This is a genomic window from Lihuaxuella thermophila (assembly GCF_900110165.1).
Taxonomy (GTDB): Bacteria; Bacillota; Bacilli; order Thermoactinomycetales; family Thermoactinomycetaceae; genus Lihuaxuella; species Lihuaxuella thermophila.
This window is the reverse complement of sequence record NZ_FOCQ01000002.1, coordinates 274,302-299,137: the sequence shown is the minus strand read 5'-3', so window position 1 is coordinate 299,137 and position 24,836 is coordinate 274,302. Positions and strand designations below refer to the sequence as shown.

Here is a 24,836-nt window from a genome sequence, read left to right as displayed (position 1 = left end):
TAATCTCCTAAAGGATGGATCATCGTACATTTGTATTCGATACACTTATACAATCACCTCCCGGTTAACTGCAATTTATATAAATGATTAATACATCCAATTTTTTAAATTATGAATACCTCTCTTCCCTTCAGCGACAGATGCCAATTTCTTCAATCCGATCTGATGCATTCCCGGAAATATTCTTGCAAACAATAGGATTACTACTTACATCTCGAGAGGAGTTGTGGAACATGGCTGCCAAAAGAGTCCGAAAAAAACAAAATAAGATGGCTTTGGCAACCATCTTAGGTGTCGTAGTATTGGTATTGGAGATTCTGAACAATATTCTGGATCTGTTTAAATAAACGGGATGTAAGAGCTGTCCGATAAAACCTATTTTCCTATGAGCAAGTAACTGTATGGCCATCTTCGAATCAACATCGATAATGCCAATGAGAGTCCCGTTACAGCAATCAGCATAAAGCCAAACTCAATCCAGGAAGCCGCCGGAAACGGCGAAATCCTGCTGAAGAGGTTGAGCACTAAAGGATGAATAAAATACAGACCAAAGGAGTATCGGCCCAATACCGACAACCATGAATGATTCCACTTGCCGGCCACATAAAACCACATCATGAGTGAGGAGATGGAATAAACCAGAACGGAAAAGTTGAAAAAGCCTGTATGTTTGCGAAACAAACTTTCGAACAACATCAAAAGGCCTGCTGAAATAAAAAAGGCCGCAATAGCGGAAAAAGGAACCCGTTTCATCCGTTCTTTCATTCTGTTTACCCTTTGCCCGATCCATCCGCCAAGGCAAAAGTAAAAGAACCACACAGGGAAAAACCGGATCGCATTCTCACTAAACGGTTCCATCCACGGGAAGTTAACTGACAACTCCCACCAGGTCATGCTGTCAGCGATGACATTGACCAACAGGGCAAAAGAGACAACGGTTAAACCGCCAAACCGGCGAAACGCATGGATTAACAGCGGAAACAGAAGATAAAACTGCACCATCACCACAATATAATACAGATGATAGTATGCCTCTCCGGTAATGAACACGGTTAAAACTTCCATGACCGTCCGGGGAGCGCTCTCCGGATGGGCCAACCATGAATAAGCCAGATAAAAAACCGACCAGATCACATATGGAACAACGATGTATAACCCGCGCCTTTTAAAAAAGGCAGAAGCGAGAAATTCATCGTGGTAATACCGATGAAAAAGGAGTAATCCCGAGAGCATAAAGAAAACAGGCACACTAAATCTGCCCATTTGGTTGATAACGAAAAAAAGTCCGCCTTCGGTCAGCGGTTCGGTATTGCGCAGGCTGAACGCGGTTACGTGGATGAAGATCACACCTAAAATCGCAACTCCTTTGATAAACCCAGCTTCCTCGATTCGACCCTGCATTCTCATCCTCCTTGATGCTCTTTCATTATAAGTTTAACGAAAGAATTGTGAAAATAAAAGAATAAAATCACCCTGAAGTGTGATTTCTCACCAGGGTGATTGATTTTGCGGGTGAAACAACCCCTTGTTTTTTCTTGTATTTTTAAAATAGATCTTTGCTGCCGAACCTGATAGAGCCGCCGCGAGTACATTTTGATATGACCTATCATCTGGATATTATTACCACTTGAACTCCAAAATCATTTTCACAATGAAACCTTGAAGCTCTCCCATCCATCTAATGAACAGATGGATAAAAGGGAGGTTTATCGATTGGAAATAGAATTCGACATAAAACGGGCGCAACAGGGGGATAAAGAAGCGTTCATCCGCTTGATCAAACGATTTGAACTCAGTTTATATCGTGTTGCCCGGGGGGATTCTGCCACGCGATCAAGATTGCTTAGATGCGATTCAAGAAACGATATTAAAAGCCTACCAGGGAATCGACCGGCTCAAACGACCTGCCTATTTTAAAACATGGTTAATTCGCATTCTTATCAATCAATGCAACGAAATGATCCGAAAAAACAAAAAGATCTATTTGCTGGAAGAAATAAAAGAAACATATTCAGCCAATGCGGAGCTGGAGAAGATTGAATTGCGGGAAGCGGTGAACAAGCTGGAAGCGGATCAGCGGATTGTTGTTTTTCTCCACTATTTTGAGGATATTTCCCTGAAGGACATCGCTGACATGTTGGACATACCTGTCAATACGGTAAAAACAAGATTGCATCGGGCAAGGCGGGCGTTGGCAAATATGTTGGAGATTTCTCCGGAGAGGAAGGTTGGATATGAGTAACTTCCATCTTGAACAGGAACTAAAGAATCTCAAGCATCATGAATGCGAGCAGGTCCCCGATTTTATCCGTAAAGGGGTCGATCAAATCCTTGCCTCTTTACCCGAAAAGAAAGACAAGAAACCAAATGTGAGCAAATGGATGATCGGTTCCGTAGCGGCGGCAGTAGTGGTAGGCGGAACAATCGGATTTGCTGCGTTCTCACCTGCCATGGCCCAGACACTGCAGCAAATCCCGATCCTTGGGTCGTTCTTTCAACAGATTGGGGACGATGGATTGGAAAATGCAGAAAAGCATGGTTTCGCTACGAAGATTAACCAGACGAAGACAGCGAACGGCGTGACGATCAAGCTTACGAAAGTGATCTACGACGGTTCGAGAATCGCCATCGGATATGAACAAAGCTCCGATCAAAGACTTCCGGGTATACAATTGCATAACGTTCAATTTGAAATAAACGGAAGTTCTGTACCTTATGCTTTGCGACAACAAGGCAGCCTATTCAACTTTGACTCCCGAAATCATACAGGCGTGTTGGAAATATTCCCCGACAAAGATCTGCCCGAACGATTTGATATGAAAGTCATCGTGAGGAAAGTAGGAAATATAGAAGGGAACTGGGAATTTACATTTCCTGTGGCAAAATCTCTTTCACCCATTAAAGTGGTGACACCCAATCAGACCAAAACGGCCGGAAATACGACCGTCACTGTAAAAAAAGTAAGTTTCAATGCAAGTGCGACGGAGATAAATCTGGATGTGAAGAGACCGGTCACTGCACCCTCCATCAAATACGAAGTGACGGACGACCGCGGCGCCATTTTACCGTCGAAAGGAGCGTTCGGCTCTGGAGAGACCCATGAGCTGGAGCATGTAAAGTTACTTTTTTCACCTGTGCAGAAGCTGCCTAAGATGATTACCATCCGGGCGTATGAATACGACAATACAATGAAACCGGACAAGGTACAGTTATGCAGAAACACTCTTCCTACACCAGAAAAGCCGATCACAATTTATCAGCGAAACATTTTCCGCATCTTTAAAATCGAGCATCTGGCAGATAAAACACGGATTCATTACCAAGTCACCCAACTGACTAAAGATCAATACGGTCATCTATTCCTGGTAGAAGACCAACAAGGAAAAGATCTCCCATTTTATAAAAACAAGCTGCCGCAGTTGACAGACCCCAAAACAAACACATACATGGCTGAGCTGCCTGCGATGAAACCCGGTGAAACATTTATGATTTCGTCAACGAAAAAAGAACCGTTCAAGGTAATCAAAGAATTGGAATTCCAAGTTGTCATTCAGTGAATATATCATCCGGACGAAGATCAACGCACCGATAATAGAGAAGTATGTTTAACCATAGATCAATGAGCGATTGAGTCAGAACGAGGGGCCACACGTTTGGCCGGGATTATTGCCCGGTCTGCGGTGGCCCCTCTTCAATCTGCCAAATATATAAAACAAAAATCCCTATCAACAGGGCAAATTAATACCTATATGGCGGTTGGTAATAGGGATACTCGCGATAGGGAAATCCTGGAATACCGGGTTGATGCGGTTCAAATGGCCTGGGTATATGTGGTTCGTGAGGATCAACAGGATTTCGTGGAAACATTGGATAATCGCACGGATAATGATACCTGAAATGATGCCTCCAATCTGGCAGGTAATAATGCCAGTACATTCGGTCAAAAGAATACATTTGGCACTCATCCTTTTTTAAAATCATCTCTCCAGTCTATGTGAAATACCCAATTGCGGTTCCATTCGTTTATTTCCGTGTGGATTCGCCCAAGGTAAATTTACGCAAAATTAGATAAAAGAAGCTCAAACCGTGGGTTGTGAACGTCTTGGTTTGAGCCTGGTGGTCCTTAAATCTCAGAAGACGCAGGTGCTCTGTATAAGCATGTGCTCTTCAGATTTTAATCCCTGACTTTCATCACTAATGACCGATCTACTTTCTGAATGGAGCTTTTTCCCGATATGGCTAATTGCAACTCGGTCTCCGCAATCAAATTCTGAATCACTTGCCGGACACCGGACTCCCCGGCAACCGCTAACCCGTAAATATAGGGACGACCGATTAAAACGGCAGTGGCCCCCAAGGCAATGGCTTTGATAATGTCAGCTCCTCTGCGGATCCCACTATCCATTAAAACAGGTACTTCCCGACCTACGGCTTCATAGACGGAAGGAAGTGCATCCAGTGTAGCAATTGCTCCATCCAACTGCCTTCCCCCATGATTCGAAACGATGATTCCATCGACTCCATGATTGACTGCCAGTTTCGCGTCTTCCGGATGAGTGATTCCTTTAATCAATAGAGGTAAACGGGTTTGTTCCCGGATAAACGCTACCTCTTTCCATGTAAAGCATGTATTGTTTCCTTCCTCCAAGGCTTTTAAGGAGGCTTTTTTGACATTTTTTTCGGGTGGTTCATCAAGTTTTTGACGAAAAACAGGATCTGAAAAATAGTTACCCATTCCTTCTCCCGATAAAAAAGGCAAGTAAGCATTCCGAAGATCCTTCTCACGCCATCCAAGCAGAGTGAAATCCACTGTGGCGGCTTCCGCCCGTTGGATCAAACTTTTGGTAAGCTCGTGATCTTTGGGAGGATATAGTTGAAACCACCTCAAGGCATCCCCCATCACTTCAGCCACTTTCTCAAGGGAAAGAGTAGATACGTTACTCAGGATATATGGAATCCCCAGATCAGCCGCTACCTTTGCAGGGGCAAGTTCCGCATCGGAATGAAAAATAGAATTAACCCCAATCGGTGCTAAAAGAAAAGGAACGGGAACAGATTGCCCAAACAAATGAACCTGAAGGTTCCGGTTGGACACATCACAACAGACCCTTGGCCGAATTTGGTATTTCTTAAATGCATCAAGATTGGCTTGATGCGTATCTCCTGCCCCTGCTGCCCCGTAAACGTAACCAAAAGGCCCCGCAGCCAATACTTTTCGGGCCCTTTCTTCCCATTCCTCGAAAGAGACGGGTAAGAGCTTTGCCCCCTCATCGCCGCTCTCATAAATGTCCATTTGTATGTTCTCGCCGCTTTTAGACAATTTTTCCCACCTCCATAAACAGACGGTTCGTACTGATGGGGAATTGAGGAATTTAGCTTATTGAACATTTAACCGGCCTCTTTACAGGGTCCATAGCTATCAACCCAAATTGATATTTGCAAAAGAAAAAGCACCAACCGGGGTACTTACTATTCAACTGCTTTATGAATTTTCGGGATGCGGCAAACTGCCTTGGTCACCGCCATTCCCACCATTTTCATCTTCACCACATCCAGTCGCAAGTGTGGCGATGATCATCATCAAAGAAGCTAACCATTTTTTTGTTTGGATAGAGGTATTTTAACCAATGTATTTTGTGTTCATGTTTCATCGAATTGGCAATAACGGTGTTCAAAATTAAATAATCCTGGTTATTCCCCCCAGGTTTTTTTAATGCCACGGACCGAGTTGCCGAAAAATATGAATAGAAAAGAGACCTGTATGACAATTTATGGATAAGATAACTGCCAATACATTCATTACCAGCTGATAAAGGAGAAAAATAATGGGTAAAGAATTTCAACCGCATGTGAGCGAATTGATCGATGAAGCGATTCGGTTACTAAACCATATGTCGCAATCGCCGAATATTCAAATGGCAATTGAACATCTGGAAATCGCAAAAGATAAAGTTAATCAAAATGGCCCAATTGAAAGTTGGGGCTGGTTACATAACACTTGACCCGTGACCATTCACAGATTTTAAAAAAGCGACAGCCGTCCTAATAAGAAAGCAGGTTGTGCTTTCTATGGATGAATTCCCTTCATAATCCTCAAACACCAGAGGATTTTATATGGATATTGTTTCTTAATCCTCTTCATTTCTAAATGGACGTTGAAAAATCCGTCATCATTCCCAACCTCTTCGTTGGCGTTTAGGGACATATTATCATGATGGATCTCCACTCTCATGTCATCCTCAACATACAAAAAGAAGCCGCCCAAAAGCTGGACGACTTCTTATTCGGCAACTGCAAAAGCATCTGCAGTCTTTTGCAGTTGATCCTATATTGCAAAATGTTGAACGGCGATTTCACTGGCGCGCCCGAGAGGACTCGAACCTCCGACACGCGGTTTAGGAAACCGCTGCTCTATCCTGCTGAGCTACGGGCGCATATTCTCCAAGATAATTTAAAGGAATTTGTTGTATGTGTAAAAATAGCGTTACTGTCGCTTGACATGTTTACTTTATATTTATAACACAAGTTTACCGCAAAATAAATGGTTAAACAACCACTCACAGACGTTGAAATAACCCCGCCGCGCCCGATTTCCTCTGCTCCCACCCTCAAACGTCATGCCAACAGCTGCTCTAATGATCACTCCGGTACCCATAAACGGGAACAAAAAAGCACTGAACGACACGTCTATCTTTCAATCTATCATCTATTTTCTATAATTCTCATTCACATCTATGTCAAAATCATTTTCCCAGCATATATATAGATATTAACTGGATACTGAAAAAAGTATAATCGAGTTTTCAAGACTACTCTCAAAAGGAGTGTTTCCTCAATGGCGGAGTTAGTGTATTCCCGTAGAGTGGGTTTTAGTGAGGTATTTACAGTCACAGGTGACCACAACATATCTCATTTAGTATATTACCGCGTTTCACGCAGGGGGGTGATGGGGCGGCCAATAAGAGTAGACTGCCCCCCTTGCGAATTCGCTATACGTATAAACAGACTTGAAAACAATGACTATTATGTCACTATTGTGAATACACAAGGCCAAGTAGACTCTTTTTGGAGGATTCCGAGGGGGACTACATTCACGGTACGAATAAGAACGAAGAGAAAAACAAAATGAATAGGTCCCGTAGAACAAAAATATGTATTGAATGCTTATCACGATCCAGAGGGATCAAACGTAACCCCTTTTTTAAGTTCTTTTCTGACAATTTCTCTTAAAACGCCACCATTTACGACTACAATGGTTAACCTAACTCCAATATGATCTATGAATTTCAGATCTTAAATGAAAAAAGTTATCAACTGCACTGATAGAAATGGGTTAGGGAAAATAGTCCCTAACCCATTTTATTGAAAGCCTCTTCATGAGAGAGCGATCTCTTCATGTAGAGGGCTGTCGTTTATTAAGCGCTCAAGCGGCGGAACATCAGCATGCCCACACCTGCTGCCAGGAGCAGTGCGCCCAGTGTCATGGAAACTGGATAGGAGGTAGCGGTTTTGGGCAGTTTGCCGCCTTTCAGCTGGTCTACGGCTTCTTTTCCTTTTTCAGGAGTGGATGGTTTTTTCGGTTCTTGCGGAGCAGGTTTTACGTCGTCGTCTTCAACGATGATTCCTGTGTCGCCAAATCCGAGGGAACAGTTTTTGCCGTCGATGGTTCCTTCAAAGCCGACATAGATGTCATACTCGCCGGCAGATAGTTTATTCAGATCAAGTTCGTAGGCAATGGAGGTTCCTTTTTTGTTCAATTCATCACTGATCACCGGAGGTTTTTCGGGAGAGGAACCTGCCGGCCACACTCCGACAAACCAGGTGCCTTCCGCTTCTTTAGCTTGAAGCTTGGCAATCACTTTCACTTTATTTTCGCCTGCTTCTTGAGTATCGACAACGATATCATAGAAGTTTTCGGCGGATGGCTCAGCCGGGCAGGGCTCAGGTTGTTCCGGCTTTTGCGGTTGTTGATTACCGTCTTGATCGTTACCGGATTGGCCGTTTTCACCGGTTTGCGCTCCGTCGTTGCCGGACTTGTTCTCACCGGATTGTTGATTATCCTCTTTGGTTTGGTCTTCGTTGGCTGGTGCTTGTCCATCATCCGTTTTGTTCTGGGTGTCATCTGCTTTTTCATCCGTGTTTTGAACCGGAGCAGTTTGATCTGCCGGTTGGGCGGGATCAGCAGTTGCCGGTTTCGTGTTTTCTTCGGCAAATGCAAAACTCGGTACTACTGCAAATACAAGCGCCAGTACCATAAAGATTGCGGCAAATCGTTTCATGTATGCGTTCCTCCTGCAAAATGATAATTTAAATCGTTGCATCTCTTAATTCGAAGGATCTTTTGTTTTTTGTGTCATGTTGAAAGAAAATATTTTTCGATTCAATGCTTCGAAAACCATCCAGGCAAGCCGAATGCAGGCAGAAATAAAAAAACTCCCTTACGGGAGACAAGCCATTACCGGATGCTTATGTTGTATTTGATAAGCCATTCATTCATTTGCAGCCAATAGGCCAGGAGGGCGGGTACATTCATCAACTGACCAAACCAGGGGAAATGCCGTCCTGACAGATCCTGCTCCGCAAACCGGCGGACGGCCTTGCGGTCGAGCAATTGAAAAACGGGGGCATGCGGATCTTCGGTTAACTGCAGGATTTTCGACTGCATCGTACGGAGATAGCCGGGATGATGGGTCTTGGGATAGGGACTTTTCTTCCGCTCGATGATTTCTTCCGGTAAAATTCCCTTCAGTGCGTAACGCAACAGGCCTTTCTCTCTTTGGCCGTGTTTTTTCATGGACCAGGGGATGTTCCACACATATTCGACCAAATGATGATCGCAAAAGGGAACCCGCACTTCCAGCCCGAAAGCCATGCTCATCCTGTCTTTTCGGTCCAACAGCGTAGGCATCCAGCGGGTCAGGTTGAGATAAAACATCTCCCGCATCCGGGCTTCGGTGGCGTTCTCTTCCGATAAGCGGGGAACCTCGGACAATGCCTCCTGATACCGGGCTTCCACGTAATCCGACAGACGGATGCGGGAAGAGATTTCAGGAGAGATAAACGGAATCCGTTCGCCCACCAGACGCGCCCAGGGGAACGTATCGGCGTTCACCATCTCTTCCCGGTGGAACCACGGATAGCCGCCAAACACCTCATCGGCACACTCACCGGATAACACGACCGTCAGATCTTTCTTAATTTCACGGGAGAAAAGCAACAGAGAAGCGTCGATGTCGGCCATTCCCGGCAAATCACGCACTTCCATCGACCGGACCAAATGATCGATCAGTTCCTGGTTGTCGATCAAAACCGTATGATGACGGGAACCGATATGTTCGGACATTAAGCGGACCCAGGGAGCATCCGGGTTGGGCTGGAATTCATTGACGCTGAAATATTTCTCATTATCCGCATAGTCAACGGAAAATGTATGCAGGATGCCCCGCCCTTCATCTTTGAATACCTGTGCAGCAAAGGCGGAAATCGCGCTGGAATCCAGGCCTCCGGACAACATGGTCCCGATGGGGACGTCAGAAACCAACTGTCTTTTGACTGCATCCTGAAAAAGATCCCTTACATTTGCAACGGTGGTTTCAAAATCATCGGTATGGTGACGGCTGATCAGTTCCCAATAGGGTTTGACGGTGATTCCTTCCCGGTTGATCACCATCCAGTGCCCCGGTTTCAATTCTTTGATTCCACGGAACACGCCGACACCGGGAGTCCGCGCCGGCCCCATCATCAGCACTTCGGCGATCCCTTCTTCATCCAGCTCCGGGCGAATGGCCGGATGGGCCAACAGTGACTTGATTTCCGATCCGAACAGGAACGAGCTTCCCGCTTGTGCGTAAAAGAGCGGTTTGACACCGATCCGGTCCCTGGCGATAAACAATTGCTGATTCGCCTCATCCCAGACGGCGAAGGCAAAAATTCCGTTGAGATGCTCCGGACAACTGAGTCCCCATTCTGCGTAGGCAGCCAAAATCAGTTCCGTGTCCGAGCGACTGGTCAGTTGATGGCCCAATGACAACAGCTTCAGGCGAAGCTCCGGCATATTATAAAGCTCCCCATTGTAGGTGATCACATATTTCCGGTCACCCACATGTTTAATCATGGGCTGAATTCCGCCTTCCGGGTCGATGACGATCAATCTCCGGTGTCCCAAGGCCGCATGCCTGGATACCCAAGTTCCTTCCGCATCCGGCCCCCGGGCGACGTGGGCTTGGTTCATCGCATCCAGGATGGCCGTTTGCTGGCTCACATCTTGTTCAAAATCAATCCAACCAGTGATTCCGCACACTGACCCTCTCCACCCTTTCCATGGCTGATTCGCAAAGCCTAGGCAAATATCTACCCTTCATCCTATGTGAACCCCTCAAAAAGGTGTATGCAAATTTGTTTGAAACAAGTATATTGAAGCCAGAAGCGAGAGAAAGGTGAAGGGAGGATACAAGATGGAACCCGCTTCTTTTACGTTTCCGTCCGGGGACAACACCTTGATATTCGTTAACAAGTGGACAGCTGTGAGCGAAAAGCCGGTCGGCGTTGTGCAAATCGCCCACGGAATGGCCGAACATTCCAAACGTTATGGGGAGTTTGCAAAAGCCCTGACAAATGAAGGATATGCCGTCTATGCCAACGATCACCGCGGCCACGGGCAGACAGCCGGATGTAAAGAAAATCTGGGCTTTTTTGCCGATGAAGATGGCTGGGAACGGGTTGTGGATGACATGTACCGGCTGACACGAATCATCAAAAAGGAACATCCCGGTCTGCCCGTTTTTTTATTTGGACACAGCATGGGCTCTTTTCTTTCCCGAAGATATATACAAAAATACGGGCAGGAACTTTCCGGCGTCATTTTGTCAGGCACGGGGGCCGATCAGGGAATATTAAGTTCCATTGGCATCGGGATCGTGAAGCTGGAGATGCGGATCAAAGGAAAAAAAGCCCCAAGCCGCCTGCTCCATTTTCTCTCTTTCGGAAACTTCAACAAACGCTTCAAACCCAACCGAACTCCGTTTGACTGGCTGAGCAGGGATGAACGGGAAGTAGACAAATACATTCAGGACCCTTATTGCGGCTGGCTCCCAACGACCGGTTTTTTCTGTGATTTACTGACCGGGATCAAGCAACTGGACCATCCTGAACAGATCAGCAGGGTTCCGAAAGATTTGCCGATCTTCCTGTTTTCGGGAGACCAGGATCCGGTTGGACTTTATACCAGAGGAGTTCTAAAAACCTACAGAAACTTAAAAAAAGCGGGCATTCGGGATATCAGTTACAAATTCTATGAAGAAGGGCGCCATGAAATGCTGAACGAAATCAACAGGGATGAAGTGTACCAAGATATCATCAACTGGTTAAAAGCCCGAACGCCGACAAGCTCTTCATGAGATGGCAACAGTGTTGCCGGAAATCAAACTTGGAAAAAGCTCCGGACTCAACATCCGGCTGATCAACTGTCATATGATTCCTGTCGGGAGGGGACCCTATGTTTTCTGAGTCAAAGGAAACAGGATATATATCGAAAGAAATCAAACGGGAACTGGTTTCCATCGTGGGCGCTGAGTGGTATCTGGATTCTCCGAATGAATTGTATGCGTATTCGTATGATGCCACTCCCATTTTTCAATCCATGCCGAACGCAGTGGTCATGCCGGGAAGCGTGGAGGAAGTGGCTGCTGTTTTAAAAGTGGCCAACCGACATCTGATTCCGGTTATTCCCCGCGGCTCGGGAACGAACCTGGCCGGCGGAACGATCCCGATCCACGGCGGGATTGTGATGAATATGAATCGATTCAATCAGATCCATGAAATTGATCAGCAAAATTTGACGGCCACCCTTGGTCCGGGAGTGGTGACCGCGGATCTCCATCAGGCAGTCGAGGCGGTCGGCCTGTTTTATCCGCCCGATCCGGGCAGTATGAGAATTTCCACAGTCGGCGGGAACCTCGCGCAATGCGCCGGCGGAATGCGCGGCCTCAAATACGGGGTAACCAAAGATTATATCCTGGGAGTGGAATATGTATTGCCATCCGGGGAAGTCTTGCGTTCCGGAGGAAAAAACGTCAAAGACGTGGCCGGATATGACATGACCCGTCTGCTGGTCGGATCCGAAGGCACACTTGGCGTCATTACCGAGATAACCGTCAAGCTCCTTCCGTTGCCGGAAACCAAGCGCACCCTGGCCGCTTACTACAAAAACCTGGTTGATGCGGCAAGGACCGTGGAGAGAATCATCGCATCCAAAATCATTCCCGCTACGATTGAGTTTATGGATCAGGCCACCATGAAAGTCGTCGACGACTTCGCCGGTCTCGGCCTGCCCACGGACATGAAAGCGATGCTGCTGATTGAGCAGGATGGCCCCGAAGAACTGGTGGTGCGGGATATAGAAAAAATGGCCGAAATCGCCCGGCGGGAGGGGGCAGCCGATGTGCAAATTGCCCGCAACATGGAAGAGGGGGCTAAATTGCTGGCTGCCAGACGTGCCGCTTTATCTGCACTCTCCCGCATCAGACCGACCACCATTCTGGAAGATGCGACGGTCCCGCGTTCCAAGCTGGCGGAAATGGTGGAAGAAATTGAGCGCATCGCGGAGAAATATCAAGTGCAAATCTGCACCTTCGGCCACGCGGGAGACGGAAATCTGCATCCGACCTGCATGACAGATGAACGCAATAAAGAAGAGATTCAGCGTGTCGAGCAAGCATTTGACGAAATTTTCCGCACGGCGCTCCGGCTGGGTGGAACGATCACCGGAGAGCATGGAGTCGGGATGGCCAAACTCAACTATTTGGACTTACAGGTTGGCGATGGGGGAATCGAATTGATGAAACGGATTAAACAGGCATTCGACCCCAACAACATCATGAATCCCGGAAAATTGGTTCCGAATCATGGGCGTCGCAGACTGGTGGTGAAAAAATGAGTACCATTCCGGAAAAAACTGAACAGCAGACAGGCCCGGCATGTGAGTCCGCCTCCTTGATCAATTCGGAAAACGGGAAATTGCATAAATTTAACATGGATGAAATCCTGAACTGCATGCACTGTGGATTTTGCCTTCCTGCCTGCCCCACCTACCGGCAGACCGGAAGAGAATCGGCCAGTCCCAGAGGCCGGATTGCCCTGATGAAAGGAGTTGCCCGTGAACAACTCCCCATCGATGAGGAGTTTGAAAATAATATGTATCTGTGCCTGGGATGCCGGGCTTGCGAAACGGCCTGTCCGGCCGGTGTTCCTTACGGGAGCCTGTTGGAAACGGCGCGCGGGGTGATTGAAGAAAATAAAAAATCCAGTCAGCGGCCCTCTTGGATTCGCCGGATCGTATTTGAAAAGTTGTTCCCATACCCCAAACGGATCAAAGCGCTGGGGACACTCCTCTGGGCAGTGCAGGCTACTGGTTTGCAATCATTGGCCGCCAAGACCGGTTTGATCAAGATCTTTCCCCGGGCGATGGCCGAGATGCAGCAAGCATCAGGAAAGATCGCTTCTCCTTTCGAACGGAAAAAGCGGAAAAGGGTCATGAAAGCGGAAAAGGAAAAACTCTTTACGGTCGGGCTTTTCACCGGTTGCGTGATGGACATCCTGTTCTATGAAACCAACCAGGCGACGGCCCGACTGTTAACCAAAGCCGGCTGCGATGTCGTCTTCGTGGAAAATCAGGCATGCTGCGGAGCCTTGCACGTCCACTCGGGTGAAATGGACCTCGCCGTCCGTCTGGCTAAACGCAATATTGAAGCTTTTGAACAAGCCAATGTGGATTGGATCGTGAATAATGCGGGCGGCTGTGGTGCAGCGCTGAAAGAGTACCACCACTGGTTCCATGGCGACCCCGATTGGAAAGAACGGGCCCTGGCCTTCGTGAACAAAATGCGTGATGCCAATGAATTGCTTGCAGAACTGCCTTCGTTGACATTTGGCAAACCGCTCCCTGTTCGCATCACCTATCAAGACTCCTGCCATTTAGCCCATGGGCAGGGAATCCGCAATCAGCCCCGCGAGCTGTTGAAGCGCATTCCGGGCATCGAATATGCAGAAATGGAGCAGGCCGACAGTTGCTGTGGTTCCGCAGGCATTTATAACCTGACTCACTTTGACATGTCGATGCGGATTCTTGATGAAAAGATGGAAAATGTCAAACAAACCAAAGCCCAAATCATCGCTACTTCCAATCCGGGCTGCCTGTTGCAGATGAAACAGGGAATCCTCCGAGCCGGCCTGCAGGACCAGATGGAAGCCGTTCATGTGATGGACCTGCTTGATCGAGCAATGCAGAGTCCACACGAATAAAAGTAAGCCGCCCTACAATGTGGCGGCTTTTGACGACTTTTATCTATCATTCCTGTGCAAAAACCCGCCCTTCATAAGCGCAGGACGGGTGCTTGCTTTGTCATAAAACCTACAATCCGATTCGTCTAACGGCGATAATGTCTTCTTTCATCGACGATGTCAGTGTTTTATACTGAATTCCCGATGATGAAAAGCTGACCAGAATGGTATCGGAATCTACATAGAAAGCAACATAATCGGACTCCCCATCCTGGTCGGAGTCAAAAAACACCAGATCTCCCGGCACGGCATTGGCCAAGGAAACCGCGGTTCCTTGCGTCCGCTGTTCATTGGAGTAACGGGACATGCCGACATAGTGATCATAAAATACCTTTTGGACAAACTTGGAGGAATCGGGCGTAATCATGGGAGGCTGACCGTTTTCCCCATCCGGTCCGATATCTTGGATCTGGGTCTTGCCCACATAGCTGACAGCGGTTTTGAATACCTCTTCATTGATCGGCAGAGGACCTTTCAGATCCAGAATGCGTTTCCCTTTGACATACGCGCTGTTCCAGTAAGACGAAGAAGCAAAGGTGGTGTAGGTTACTCCTTTGGATACGGTGTTATGGAGCAGGCGGTCCTCATTGATATAAATGGCGACATGCGTGATAATCCCGTCATGGTCGCTGTCGAAAAAGACTAAGTCCCCTGTTTTCAACTTCTCTCTCGGGACGTCGATGCCCACCTTCGACATATCATTCGCTGTTGCCGGGAGCGAAATTCCGCGCTCCGCAAACACCTGATTCACAAACTTGGCGGCTGTTGAAAAAGAGGTTCCCAGATACTTTTCACCGGTTCTGACGATGTCGCGTTGTGTAACGGCAGGGATGGATTCATTGATCATCCGCTTGACCATCACTATGTTTTCTTTACGTTCCCGGTTAAAGTAGGTATAGTTGACGCCGTAGGTTTCAGTGGCGTGCAGGAGTGTATGTTCATTAATATAAATAGCAACGTGATGGATTTTCTCCAGATTCGGCGTTTCCACCTCGTTGTCGAAGAAGATCAGGTCGCCTTTCTTCAGCAGCGGCCGAATATCTTCGAATCGCAAACGCTCCCCTTTTGGCTTTACCGTTCCGGCTCCGATAAATTCTTCGGGATTCGGTACAGAAGCAACGGTTTTCCCCTGGGTGGACTGTTCCCGGGAGTCCCGTTTTAAATAGATGCCATTTTCTGCAAATATACGCTGGGTAAAAGAGGAACAATCAAAATAGCGGTTGGTTTCGCTATACGGCTCTGCTCCCCATTGATAGGGGGTTCCCAGGTATTTGTCTGCGGAGTTGAGTACATCATTCACCTTGGACTGAGACGGCAGATTTGCTTGGGATGTAACCATCTCCTCCGGCCCCAAATAATCAGGCTCTGCCCCATGGGCATTGCTCGTACCGATATTGAATCCTACGATCATCGATGCCGCGAGCACCAAAGCCAAATGCCTTTTCTTCAAACAGATCTCTCTCCTCATGTTCTTAACTTAATACGAATTCAAGTTTACCAAAATTCATCTGCTTTTTGTATAGATAGATGATGACAGATGCTTGACGTATCGCGGATAATAAAGTATCAGAATAAATAAAAGCAATAATATCTCATCGAATCCTGATCCCGAGCATTTTCTTCGTCCGTAGGCTTCAGACGTCGCTCAAACAGGTCACCGGCTTCCTTTGTGCGGAGTCTCCTCCGGCTACATCCCAAAGACACTCCGCTCGATCACAGCCTCCCTGCGCGATTTTGCCGATCCTCACCCGGATGTGCTGGCAAGTGATGAAAGTTGTCAGCCAAATACATCGTAAACCTTACCGCAAAACACCCTGACTCCTTCCTCTATCTCCACCACGATTAAATCCAGCATCGGGAGGTTAATGATCGCTCCTTCTGCCGTCACCATCTGCACCATCCTCAACCGCCGATCGGGCCGATGCCTGACATAGCAGGTGACACTTACATCGATCTGCCCTGTCATACCTTTGTTTTTAACTTCCTGGTGAATCAGTTCAATTTGCGGCCGCTGTTTCAAATCATGCAGAAACGGCTGAACCTTATTGGGTTGACCTTCTACTTGAAGCTTAATCAATTTTTTTTACCCCCTTTTTAACATTCCTCATAAAAGGAATCACCTAAATCCGATGAATATAAATGATTTTCCGAATTATGCTAAGAGGATTATATGTTAATTGTGAATGTGAAATCAATCATTTTCCCGTCTAAGTTTAAGTTTAGGCAAATGAACATCTGCCTGATCGATCCAATCTTCATACATAGCTAAAAGGGCATTTGTCTATTCAGGAATTAGACAATTTTACAATATGATTCTTTCAATTTTTCACAATAGAACTGTAATATATAATTATCGATAGTTTTACGAAGGAGAGGTTGAATGAGGATCGACTTAAAGGATGATACGATTCGATACGTTCTGAGAAGACGGAGAAAAAAAGAGTTAAAAAAAAGCACAAGAGACTTGGAAGACCATGATATCTCTAAAGGAACCGTCAGCAATATCGAGCAGGCCAAGGGAAACATTAAGCCGGAAACCATTGAGATCTATCTTAAGAAGATCGGTCTTACCGCCGATGAAGTAATCGCACAGGCTGAAGAAGTGGAAAATAAAATGAAGGAAGTCTACTATCAGCTGGAAGCGATCGAGCATATCATTGATCGGGGGCATCCCGGAACAGCGAAAAGACAACTGGAAAGGTTTCAATTTGAAGACTATTATCCCTTAACCCCTTTCATCCATTATTTGAAAGGAAGAATCTGCTACGAAGAAAAGAGCTGGAAAGAAGCTGAGGAAAAATATCACCATGCTTTAAAGCTGCTTAAACATTACCGATTTAACCCTAAAGACAATATTGTGGCTGCTTGTTATACTGAATTAGCCCGATGCAGCTTTTCTCAAAACAATATAGAACAGGCACTGAAGTTTGTTGAGCAAGGATTGAAACAGTTTGACGAAACAAAAGAAAAGAAGGGCATCAAGTACAGATTGTTGGGAAATAAAGCCTTGTACTTATTGAGAACTTCCCGAAATGATCAGGCTTCCCGCTTGCTGGATCAAGTTTGGCCGGAAGTAGAAAAGCTGGATCACAGTTACGAGGACTACCCTGTACTCAACCTTTATAAATTCAGATCCATGATCTTGCGTGACCAAGGGATGTATGAGGAGGCCATCGACTGCTGTCATAAGGGAATGCAAATTGCCAGAAGCCGCGGGAGCATAAGAATAGGCCTTTATCTCGATTTTCTCATCATCTATGGAAGCATAAACTTAAAGCAAAAGGAATTTACCAAAGCTTATGACAGCTTTCAATTGGCGCTGGCCTCAGACCCGGATTTTCGCTCTCCCCGCCGGCATGTCGATGCACACACTTATCTGGCCGTCTTGTTTAATTCGCAAAAAGATTGGACTCAATCCATGGTTCATTTGGAGGAAGCCATAAAAATTTTGCAGGAAAATCCTGATCCGTTCCGCCTTGCAAAAACCCTGATTGTCAAAGGTAACCTATTTTTCCTGCAAAAACACTATGCTGAAGCCCTCCCATATTTTCAAGAGGCGGCAAAAATTTCAGGAAAACACGGTTATCAGCAGAGGGAATATACAGCTTTATTGAAATCAGCAGATTGTTTTGATAATCTATTCGATAAGGAACAATTTTATTATAGTTTAGAAAGAATGTATCGAATTCAAAAAGAACTCCACATCAAAAGTGAGGCTGAGATTTATGAAGTGTAGAGGATTCATTTCTTTTGCTTCAAGGTACGGCGACGATGACGACCAAGAGTAAGTGGCCGGTTCACCACAGGACTTATTCAATAGTCTTTAATAAGTAAACAGGGGAGGGATTTCTCCCCTGTTTCTGTGTTCGCACTCTTTTACCATTCGCGTCAAGCTAAGCAAGTGACATAAAAAAATGAATATATGTCTCTATAAATGCCACCGTGATCAGAGAAGGGCATACAAGTTAAATAAATCTGTTCTCCTTGGAGCGGTGAATTGGCGGAACTGAACAGGAGTCAGTCGGAGAAAGAATCTTTCAAAGAGGAGTTGGCGATGAAATTATTTCACTTCAGCGAAAACCCGGCTATTTCTTTATTTGAACCGCATATACCAGCAACCAATCCCGATCAGCCGCCGCTTGTTTGGGCAATTGATGAAGAACACGCACCTCATTACTATTTTCCCCGTGACTGCCCACGGGTGATTTACTGGATCACTTCGGACACCACCCCTGCAGACATCGACAAGTTCTTCGCCCATACGACTGCGCGTAAAATCATTGCCATTGAAGGAGCCTGGCTGCATCGAATCAGAAATACGCGGTTGTATGCATACCATCTTCCCGGCGAAACGTTTGAATGCATCGATCCCAACGCGGGTTATTACGTTTCCCGTGAAACGGTTAAACCTTTATGGGTGGAGCCGGTAGAAGATCTGTTGGAACGCGTGATCGCGGACAATATAGAACTGCGCGTCACCCCCTCCCTTTGGAAGCTCCATCATGCACTTGTCTCTTCATCTGTGTCTTTCTCCATGATTCGTATGCGCAATGCATCCCTGGAAACGGATTGAGATTATAGTCCGAATTCTGCACCTTCTCCACATCTCCAGGAAGATATAGCCATTTCCCCACATGATCTCTCAAATATGAGATGATAAACACACGGACCTTCCTTTCATCTTAGAGATTGATGGCAGCACATCGAGGGAAGAAGCCAACCCTGGCGTTTACAGAACCGGGAAAGAGAGGTAAATCAAATGCTCACCCTCTTCTTCATTTTTTCATCTATCGCATGCATAGCCGTCTCTTTTTGGATCACCTTTAAACTGGGAAAAATGCAAAATCCGTCACAAAATGAGAAATATAAAAAAAACAGGGGCAAAACTTTTCTCTTATTAAGCGCGATCTACGGATTCACTCTTCTTCTCGCTGTGTGTCTGGTCTACCTTTTGTTTTTGTAAGCGGGGATCAGCCAATCCTTTCCCTGTCACATGGAAAAGACCCGGATACAAATGAGAGTCCAAATCGGTAAGTGATTTGGACTCTTGGTTTATACGTACCGGCTCAGGTCGGCGTCCTTTCATAACAGAACAATGTCCCTTCTACTCTTTGCTCAACAAGGAAGCCCCTGCAATTCCGGGATGTGTCATTTCATAGGGATCTAAAATCAGATCCAATTCCTCTTCACTTAAGACATTGTATTTTAAGCATAATTCACGTACGGATTGGCCGGTAAGGATGGCCTCCCGTGCGATTCGTGCAGCAACTTCATATCCGATATGGGGATTGACTGCGGTTATCACACCCACACTCTTGTCTACATATTCCTTGAGCCTTTTCTTATTCGCTTCAATCCCGGCCAAACAGTAATCGGTAAAGACACGGAAGGCATTGTTCATGATACTGATCGACTGGAGTAAGTTAAAGACAAGGACAGGCTCCATGACATTCAGTTCCAATTGCCCGGCTTCAGAGGCAAGACAGATGGTATGGTCGTTGCCAATCACTTGAAAAGCCACCTGATTGATGACTTCGGCCATCACGGGATTTACTTTTCCGGGCATGATGGATGATCCGGGCTGACGGGCGGGCAAGGTAATCTCAGCCAGTCCGACCCGGGGACCCGAGGCCATCAACCGCAAATCGTTCGCGATTTTGGACATGTTCATCATGCATACTTTTAACGCTGCGGAAACTTCCGTATAGGCATCTGTATTCTGGGTTGCATCCACCAGATGTTCCGCACCGACCAATGGGAATCCGCTGATTTCGGCAAGATGTTTCACCACACTCTTGATATAGCGCGGGTCCGCATTTAATCCTGTGCCGACCGCGGTTGCCCCCATATTCACCTCATACAAATGTTGGCGGGATTGTTGAATCCGCTTGATGTCACGCTCCAACACCCGGCTGTAGGCTTCAAATTCTTGGCCCAGACGAATGGGAACCGCATCTTGAAGGTGGGTTCGCCCCATTTTTATGACAGGGTCAAATTCCTGTGCTTTAGCCGTAAACACTTGATGCATATCTTCCATCGTTTTCAGCAGTTTCTCTAAGAGGGTGAGCGTAGCAATATGAATGGCAGTCGGAAATACATCATTGGTTGATTGGGACATATTGACATGAGTGTTGGGGCTGAGCTGAAAATAATTTCCCTTTTGCTCGCCCAGCAGTTCCAGGCCCCGATTGGCGATGACTTCATTGGCATTCATGTTGATGGAGGTGCCGGCCCCCCCTTGAATCGGGTCGACGATGAATTGATCATGCCACTTCCCGTCAATAATCTCTTGAGCGGCTGTGACAATCACATTTCCCAGGCGCGGGTTCAGCCGTCCGGTTTCCATATTGGCCAGGGCAGCCGCTTTTTTGACCATCGCGATGGCGCGAATCAGCGATTCGTGCAGGCGGTATCCGGTAATCGGAAAGTTTTCTTTCGCACGCAATGTCTGAATGCCATAGTACGCATCAGCAGGAATTTCTTTTTCCCCAAGAAAATCTTTTTCTGTTCGAACCGACTCTTGAGCGATCATCTGGCACCAACTTCCTCTTTGGTTATGTCATTGGCGATCGGTGACTCCATGATTCGCTTGACCTCTTGCAGATCATTGGTTTGACCCAAGGCCCACATCAATTTCGGAACAATCGCCTCCGTATTCATATCGCCGGAAAGAATGATCTGATTTTGAGCCGCTTTCCTTCCTACTTCATACAGGCTTAAATCTTCCCCTTCTTCCAGGCATTGTGTGGTGATCACCACCGCAATGCCTGAAGCGATCAGTTCTTGCAATTTGGGCAGAAGGTTTCTTCCTTGAAATGGAATGCCTCCACTCCCAAAACTCTCAATAATGACCCCTTTGTATAAGTGCTTGATGCAATCAAAGAGCTCCGGTTTCGCACCCGGAGTCAACTTCATCAAAAAGACATCCGGACACAGGGAAGGATTGAAATGGAATTTACCGCGCTTCGGCGAACGAACCGGTTTATTGTACGTCACTTCGGATCCGTTTATATAAGCGATATAAGGATGGTTAATGCTTTCAAAAGCATCATAGCTCTTGGTCCTTATTTTCACTGCCCTGGTTCCCAGGATGACCCTTCCGTCAAAAACAATAAAGACCCCTCCTGTGTCTTCACAGGCAAACCGTATGGCATCGGCAATATTTTTCTTGGCATCCGTCCTCTTAAAACTGATCGGAACCTGAGAACCTGTGATCACAACCGGTTTGGCCGCATTTTGCAACATATAGGAAAGGGCTGCCGAGGTATAGGCCATCGTGTCCGTTCCATGGGTGATCACAAAGCCAGCATAGTGATCATAGTGCTCATAGACGGCCTCGGCTATTTTTACCCAGAACTCGGGTTGCATGTTCGTACTGTCAATATTCATCAACAGTTTACTTTCAATCTGATAGCCTGCCCTTTCTTGCGGCAAGAAGCCCAAAAGATCTTCGGCGTTCATCCCGGGAGCCAGCCCTTCTTCTCGTTGCACGGATGCGATGGTTCCTCCGGTAGCCAGTAAGAGCAGTTTTTTCATATCCTCCACCTCAATCTCAGACAGCTTTCAGGATGAATGTTCAAAATATGACCCGATGCGAGAAGCGCCGATGCAAAGTGTACGCTTTACGCGAACTTTTAAGTGTATTATAGGGGGATTACTGCGTAAAATCAAGAAAACTATTACTCATTCCGCGTACTTTTGTGTTATCTTAACAAAAAACGGATGTTATAATAGGTTTGATGTAAAAAGGGGGAAAGGCGATGATTTTAGACAGGGTCATAGAATTAAGAAAGCGCAAAAGGTGGTCATTGCAATTTACGGCCGACCAGCTGGGGATCGCCAAAAGCACCTATGCCGGATATGAATCGGGTTATCGCCGCCCTTCACTGGAAGCAATCAAATGTATCGCCGATCTGTTTGAAACCTCGGTCGACTATCTGATCGGCCGTGTCGATACTCCCACTTTTCCACCGGAACCAGAGAGAATCAAACAACTCGAGCTGACGCAATTCTCCGAAGCCGAACTGACCGTAGACGGAAAACCTCTATCGGATGAAGAAATCAACCAGTTTATTGCCTTTATTCGCTCCAAACGGGAAATTGAACGGATGAAAGTTTAGATTTCGCTCCCATCCGGCAAAAAAGAAGGGAATGGATGTCGCCGTATCCATTCCCTTCTTTTGTCCCCTCGTTTGATGGGAAAGCGATGATAATCTGGTCTACAGTGGCGGCGCCACACACATAAATCCGGAGAACATCTTGACCCAAGTTCCTTCCTCTGCTTGAACCTCACCCAACAACTTTCACTGGCTTTTCATCCAATACACTGATCGGGCTAAAAGCCTCAAAGTGAATTCGGTTTTTCGGGATACCCATTTCTATTAAAGCTCGATAGATCACCCTCATGAACGGAATGGGTCCGCACAAATAAAACGTTCCATCAGGTTTGGAGATAATGGATTCCAACCAACTGCGGTCAATAAATCCCTCTTTGTCGAAATTCCGTGCTTGACGGTCTTTTTCCGTGGGCCTTTCATAACAGACATAAGACTGGATGTTGGGATTTTGGTCCGCCAACCGGGAGACCTCATCCTTCATGGCGTGGACGTCTCCGTTGATGGCCGCATGGATGAAAGTCACTTGTCGCTCGGGTTGTCTTTCCGCTGTTGTTTTTAACATGCTGAGCAGGGGTGTCAATCCAACGCCGCCACTGATGAGAATAAGCGGGTCCCTATTCTCCAGATCCAAAACAAAGTCACCTGCCGGTGCGCTGAAGGACAACATATCCCCTTCATTTACTTGATGATGGAGGTAATTGGAAACCATCCCCGGTGGGTATCCATTGTGAGCATCTTCCCTTTTGACCGTAATTCGGTAATAATCCTTGCCCGGTACATCGGATAAGCTGTAATGCCGGATATGGTCGTACTTCTCCCCCGGAATTTTCGCCCTTAAAGTCAAATATTGTCCGGGCAGGTAGGGGGCGATCGCTTTTCCGTCGGCAGGCTTTAAATAAAAGGATGTAATCACTTCACTTTCTTTTACTTTTCGATCCACCACAAAATCTCTGAATCCTCTCCAACCACCCGGTTGGGATTCCGCCTGTTCATATAAATCCCGTTCCAATCCTATAAAAATATCAGCGATGTAATGATACGCTTTTTTCCATGCATCCAGGATTTCCTTATTGGTTTGGCTCCCTAACACATCCTGAACTGCTTGGATCAATTTTTCGCCCACAATGGGATATTGTTCCGGAACAACCCCGATGGCCCGATGTTTATGAGCAATCCGTGTGATGATTGGTCGGATTGCATCCAGATTGTCCAGATGTTCTCCGGCTGCGTAAACGGAATGGGCAAGTGCTTTCTGTTGAATCCCCCGGCGTTGATTCGTTTGGTTAAATAGATGGTAGAGCTCGGGGTGGCTTCCGAACAATAATTGATAAAAACGTTTACCAATGGCTTCACTGTATTCTTGAAGAAGTGGTGCCGTGGATTTTACGATCGGGATCGTTTGGTTATCCATTATATTACCTCCTGTTTTGGGTATTACACCCTACGAGTATTCGGAAACGGCAGACATAGTTTCGCAGAATGATTCAACTGCAAGGTCCGAGTATGATCGGGAGCCCATTCAGGAGAGAATCATTTCTTTCTCCCCCGCGCTCTTCTGTTGTGATCTCTGATGTCATCTTTATATCAAGAAGAGACGGATGGAAATGTGAAATAGATCACAAATCAGCCCGATTTCACCTTCCAGACTAAAATCGGTCAAAATATCGGCACAAAAAAATGACTTGAGTTTCAAAAAGCTCTCAAGTCATCGTCAGTCGAACTTTTTTGTCCAAACCAAAAAATCAGAGGCGTGTAATCGAAACGAGAATCCATTGATAGATTCACCACCGAAATCCGGCAGGGATCTTTCACCGGTTCAACCTGTTGATAACAATCACGGGATTCATGAAGCCGGGGCTGTGTTTTTTAGATCCAATAGGGAAATAACATCAACACGACGATCATGAACATGGAGACGGCCGTTAAGAGGCCGAAAAAGCGAACTTTTCGCATCCATGGTTCAAGTTCATATTTACGGGGAGATTTAAGAAAATGACGGATATGATAGCCAAACATCCCACCGAATCCGCCGATCGCCAAATAGGCGAGTGCCACAAGAATCGTCCACTGGGCGGAGTATTCACCTTTTGTGTACAAGTAACCGCCCGTGAACAACTGAACGACGAGAATCCATTGACTGAGAAAGTTCAACCAGTACAATACGTGGAGAACGGATCTATTTTGAAGAACCATCCTTTGCAGGAAGAAGGGCAATACAAGGTAAAATCCCATTCCGACCGCCCCCAGAACGTGAAAAAATAAAATGATCCGAATCAACATCATTTCTCCTTCTCATCATCGGTTTATCCATTTCTTCATTTTATCATCGGCACCGTATGAGATACAGATCACCGATTCAGGGTGGCTATGGGGGCTGCATTC

The 24,836-nt window shown here is 46.4% G+C and carries 20 protein-coding genes and 1 tRNA gene; 10 read left to right on the top strand and 11 right to left on the bottom strand.

Annotated features, from left to right (window positions below):
* Positions 1-375: 375 nt before the first annotated feature.
* The gene (locus tag BMW55_RS03320) at positions 376-1,401 is read right to left on the bottom strand and encodes an acyltransferase (RefSeq protein WP_170839715.1); all 1,026 of its coding nucleotides are present in this window, start codon (positions 1,399-1,401) and stop codon (positions 376-378) included.
* Positions 1,402-1,786: 385 nt separating this feature from the next.
* Between BMW55_RS03320 and BMW55_RS03315 the strand changes: the two genes are divergently transcribed.
* The 3 genes from BMW55_RS03315 (at position 1,787) to BMW55_RS03305 (ending at position 3,896) form a co-directional block, all read left to right on the top strand.
* Positions 1,787-2,242, top strand: a complete 456-nt coding sequence (locus BMW55_RS03315) for a sigma-70 family RNA polymerase sigma factor (RefSeq protein WP_244527422.1) — start codon at positions 1,787-1,789, stop codon at positions 2,240-2,242.
* Positions 2,235-3,557 carry a DUF4179 domain-containing protein gene (locus BMW55_RS03310; protein WP_089965341.1) on the top strand — a complete coding sequence of 441 codons (1,323 nt, stop codon included), beginning with the start codon at positions 2,235-2,237 and terminating at the stop codon, positions 3,555-3,557. Before BMW55_RS03315 ends, BMW55_RS03310 begins: the two co-directional genes overlap by 8 nt.
* Positions 3,558-3,653: 96 nt before the next feature.
* The gene (locus BMW55_RS03305) at positions 3,654-3,896 is read left to right on the top strand and encodes a hypothetical protein (RefSeq protein ID WP_089965340.1); all 243 of its coding nucleotides are present in this window, start codon (positions 3,654-3,656) and stop codon (positions 3,894-3,896) included.
* 278 nt (positions 3,897-4,174) lie between these two features.
* Here BMW55_RS03305 and BMW55_RS03300 read toward each other — a convergent pair whose 3' ends face one another.
* Positions 4,175-5,320 (bottom strand): alpha-hydroxy-acid oxidizing protein, encoded by a 1,146-nt coding sequence (locus BMW55_RS03300; RefSeq protein ID WP_089965338.1) that lies wholly within the window; start codon positions 5,318-5,320, stop codon positions 4,175-4,177.
* Positions 5,321-5,825: 505 nt separating this feature from the next.
* Here BMW55_RS03300 and BMW55_RS19215 point away from each other — a divergent pair.
* The gene (locus tag BMW55_RS19215; RefSeq protein ID WP_170839714.1) at positions 5,826-6,002 is read left to right on the top strand and encodes a hypothetical protein; all 177 of its coding nucleotides are present in this window, start codon (positions 5,826-5,828) and stop codon (positions 6,000-6,002) included.
* A gap of 355 nt (positions 6,003-6,357) precedes the next feature.
* Here BMW55_RS19215 and BMW55_RS03290 read toward each other — a convergent pair.
* From BMW55_RS03290 to asnB, 3 genes are all read right to left on the bottom strand, one after another.
* A tRNA-Arg gene (locus BMW55_RS03290) sits at positions 6,358-6,434 on the bottom strand.
* 981 nt (positions 6,435-7,415) lie between these two features.
* The gene (locus BMW55_RS03285; protein ID WP_089965335.1) at positions 7,416-8,279 is read right to left on the bottom strand and encodes a hypothetical protein; all 864 of its coding nucleotides are present in this window, start codon (positions 8,277-8,279) and stop codon (positions 7,416-7,418) included.
* A gap of 176 nt (positions 8,280-8,455) precedes the next feature.
* A complete protein-coding gene (asnB, locus tag BMW55_RS03280; RefSeq protein ID WP_089965334.1) occupies positions 8,456-10,300 on the bottom strand; it encodes an asparagine synthase (glutamine-hydrolyzing) in 1,845 nt (614 codons plus the stop codon).
* Positions 10,301-10,454: 154 nt separating this feature from the next.
* Between asnB and BMW55_RS03275 the strand changes: the two genes are divergently transcribed.
* The 3 genes from BMW55_RS03275 to BMW55_RS03265 all read left to right on the top strand — a co-directional run bounded on the left by BMW55_RS03275 (position 10,455) and on the right by BMW55_RS03265 (position 14,298).
* A complete protein-coding gene (locus BMW55_RS03275) occupies positions 10,455-11,396 on the top strand; it encodes an alpha/beta hydrolase (RefSeq protein WP_089965332.1) in 942 nt (313 codons plus the stop codon).
* A gap of 98 nt (positions 11,397-11,494) precedes the next feature.
* Positions 11,495-12,934 (top strand): FAD-binding oxidoreductase, encoded by a 1,440-nt coding sequence (locus BMW55_RS03270; protein WP_089965331.1) that lies wholly within the window; start codon positions 11,495-11,497, stop codon positions 12,932-12,934.
* 95 nt (positions 12,935-13,029) lie between these two features.
* Positions 13,030-14,298 (top strand): (Fe-S)-binding protein, encoded by a 1,269-nt coding sequence (locus BMW55_RS03265; protein WP_244527426.1) that lies wholly within the window; start codon positions 13,030-13,032, stop codon positions 14,296-14,298.
* A gap of 109 nt (positions 14,299-14,407) precedes the next feature.
* Here the strand turns inward: BMW55_RS03265 and BMW55_RS03260 are convergent, their stop codons facing one another.
* Together BMW55_RS03260 and BMW55_RS03255 are read right to left on the bottom strand one after the other, a co-directional pair.
* The gene (locus tag BMW55_RS03260) at positions 14,408-15,787 is read right to left on the bottom strand and encodes a C40 family peptidase (protein ID WP_170839713.1); all 1,380 of its coding nucleotides are present in this window, start codon (positions 15,785-15,787) and stop codon (positions 14,408-14,410) included.
* A 327-nt stretch (positions 15,788-16,114) separates the two neighbouring features.
* A complete protein-coding gene (locus BMW55_RS03255; RefSeq protein WP_089965326.1) occupies positions 16,115-16,414 on the bottom strand; it encodes a hypothetical protein in 300 nt (99 codons plus the stop codon).
* A 303-nt stretch (positions 16,415-16,717) separates the two neighbouring features.
* Between BMW55_RS03255 and BMW55_RS03250 the strand changes: the two genes are divergently transcribed.
* Positions 16,718-18,073, top strand: a complete 1,356-nt coding sequence (locus BMW55_RS03250) for a tetratricopeptide repeat protein (RefSeq protein ID WP_089965324.1) — start codon at positions 16,718-16,720, stop codon at positions 18,071-18,073.
* Positions 18,074-18,391: 318 nt separating this feature from the next.
* A complete protein-coding gene (locus tag BMW55_RS03245; protein WP_089965467.1) occupies positions 18,392-18,910 on the top strand; it encodes a DUF6886 family protein in 519 nt (172 codons plus the stop codon).
* A gap of 531 nt (positions 18,911-19,441) precedes the next feature.
* Here BMW55_RS03245 and aspA read toward each other — a convergent pair.
* Together aspA and BMW55_RS03230 are read right to left on the bottom strand one after the other, a co-directional pair.
* On the bottom strand, positions 19,442-20,869 hold the full coding sequence (gene aspA, locus BMW55_RS03235) for an aspartate ammonia-lyase (protein WP_089965319.1): 1,428 nt from the start codon (positions 20,867-20,869) through the stop codon (positions 19,442-19,444).
* On the bottom strand, positions 20,866-21,873 hold the full coding sequence (locus tag BMW55_RS03230; RefSeq protein ID WP_089965317.1) for an asparaginase: 1,008 nt from the start codon (positions 21,871-21,873) through the stop codon (positions 20,866-20,868). The genes aspA and BMW55_RS03230 overlap by 4 nt, the downstream gene beginning before the upstream one ends.
* A gap of 224 nt (positions 21,874-22,097) precedes the next feature.
* Between BMW55_RS03230 and BMW55_RS03225 the strand changes: the two genes are divergently transcribed.
* Positions 22,098-22,457 carry a helix-turn-helix domain-containing protein gene (locus tag BMW55_RS03225; RefSeq protein ID WP_089965315.1) on the top strand — a complete coding sequence of 120 codons (360 nt, stop codon included), beginning with the start codon at positions 22,098-22,100 and terminating at the stop codon, positions 22,455-22,457.
* 169 nt (positions 22,458-22,626) lie between these two features.
* Here BMW55_RS03225 and hmpA read toward each other — a convergent pair whose 3' ends face one another.
* Positions 22,627-23,865 carry an NO-inducible flavohemoprotein gene (gene hmpA, locus BMW55_RS03220; RefSeq protein WP_342027730.1) on the bottom strand — a complete coding sequence of 413 codons (1,239 nt, stop codon included), beginning with the start codon at positions 23,863-23,865 and terminating at the stop codon, positions 22,627-22,629.
* A 455-nt stretch (positions 23,866-24,320) separates the two neighbouring features.
* The gene (locus tag BMW55_RS03215) at positions 24,321-24,731 is read right to left on the bottom strand and encodes a hypothetical protein (protein ID WP_139179424.1); all 411 of its coding nucleotides are present in this window, start codon (positions 24,729-24,731) and stop codon (positions 24,321-24,323) included.
* Positions 24,732-24,836 lie beyond the last annotated feature (105 nt).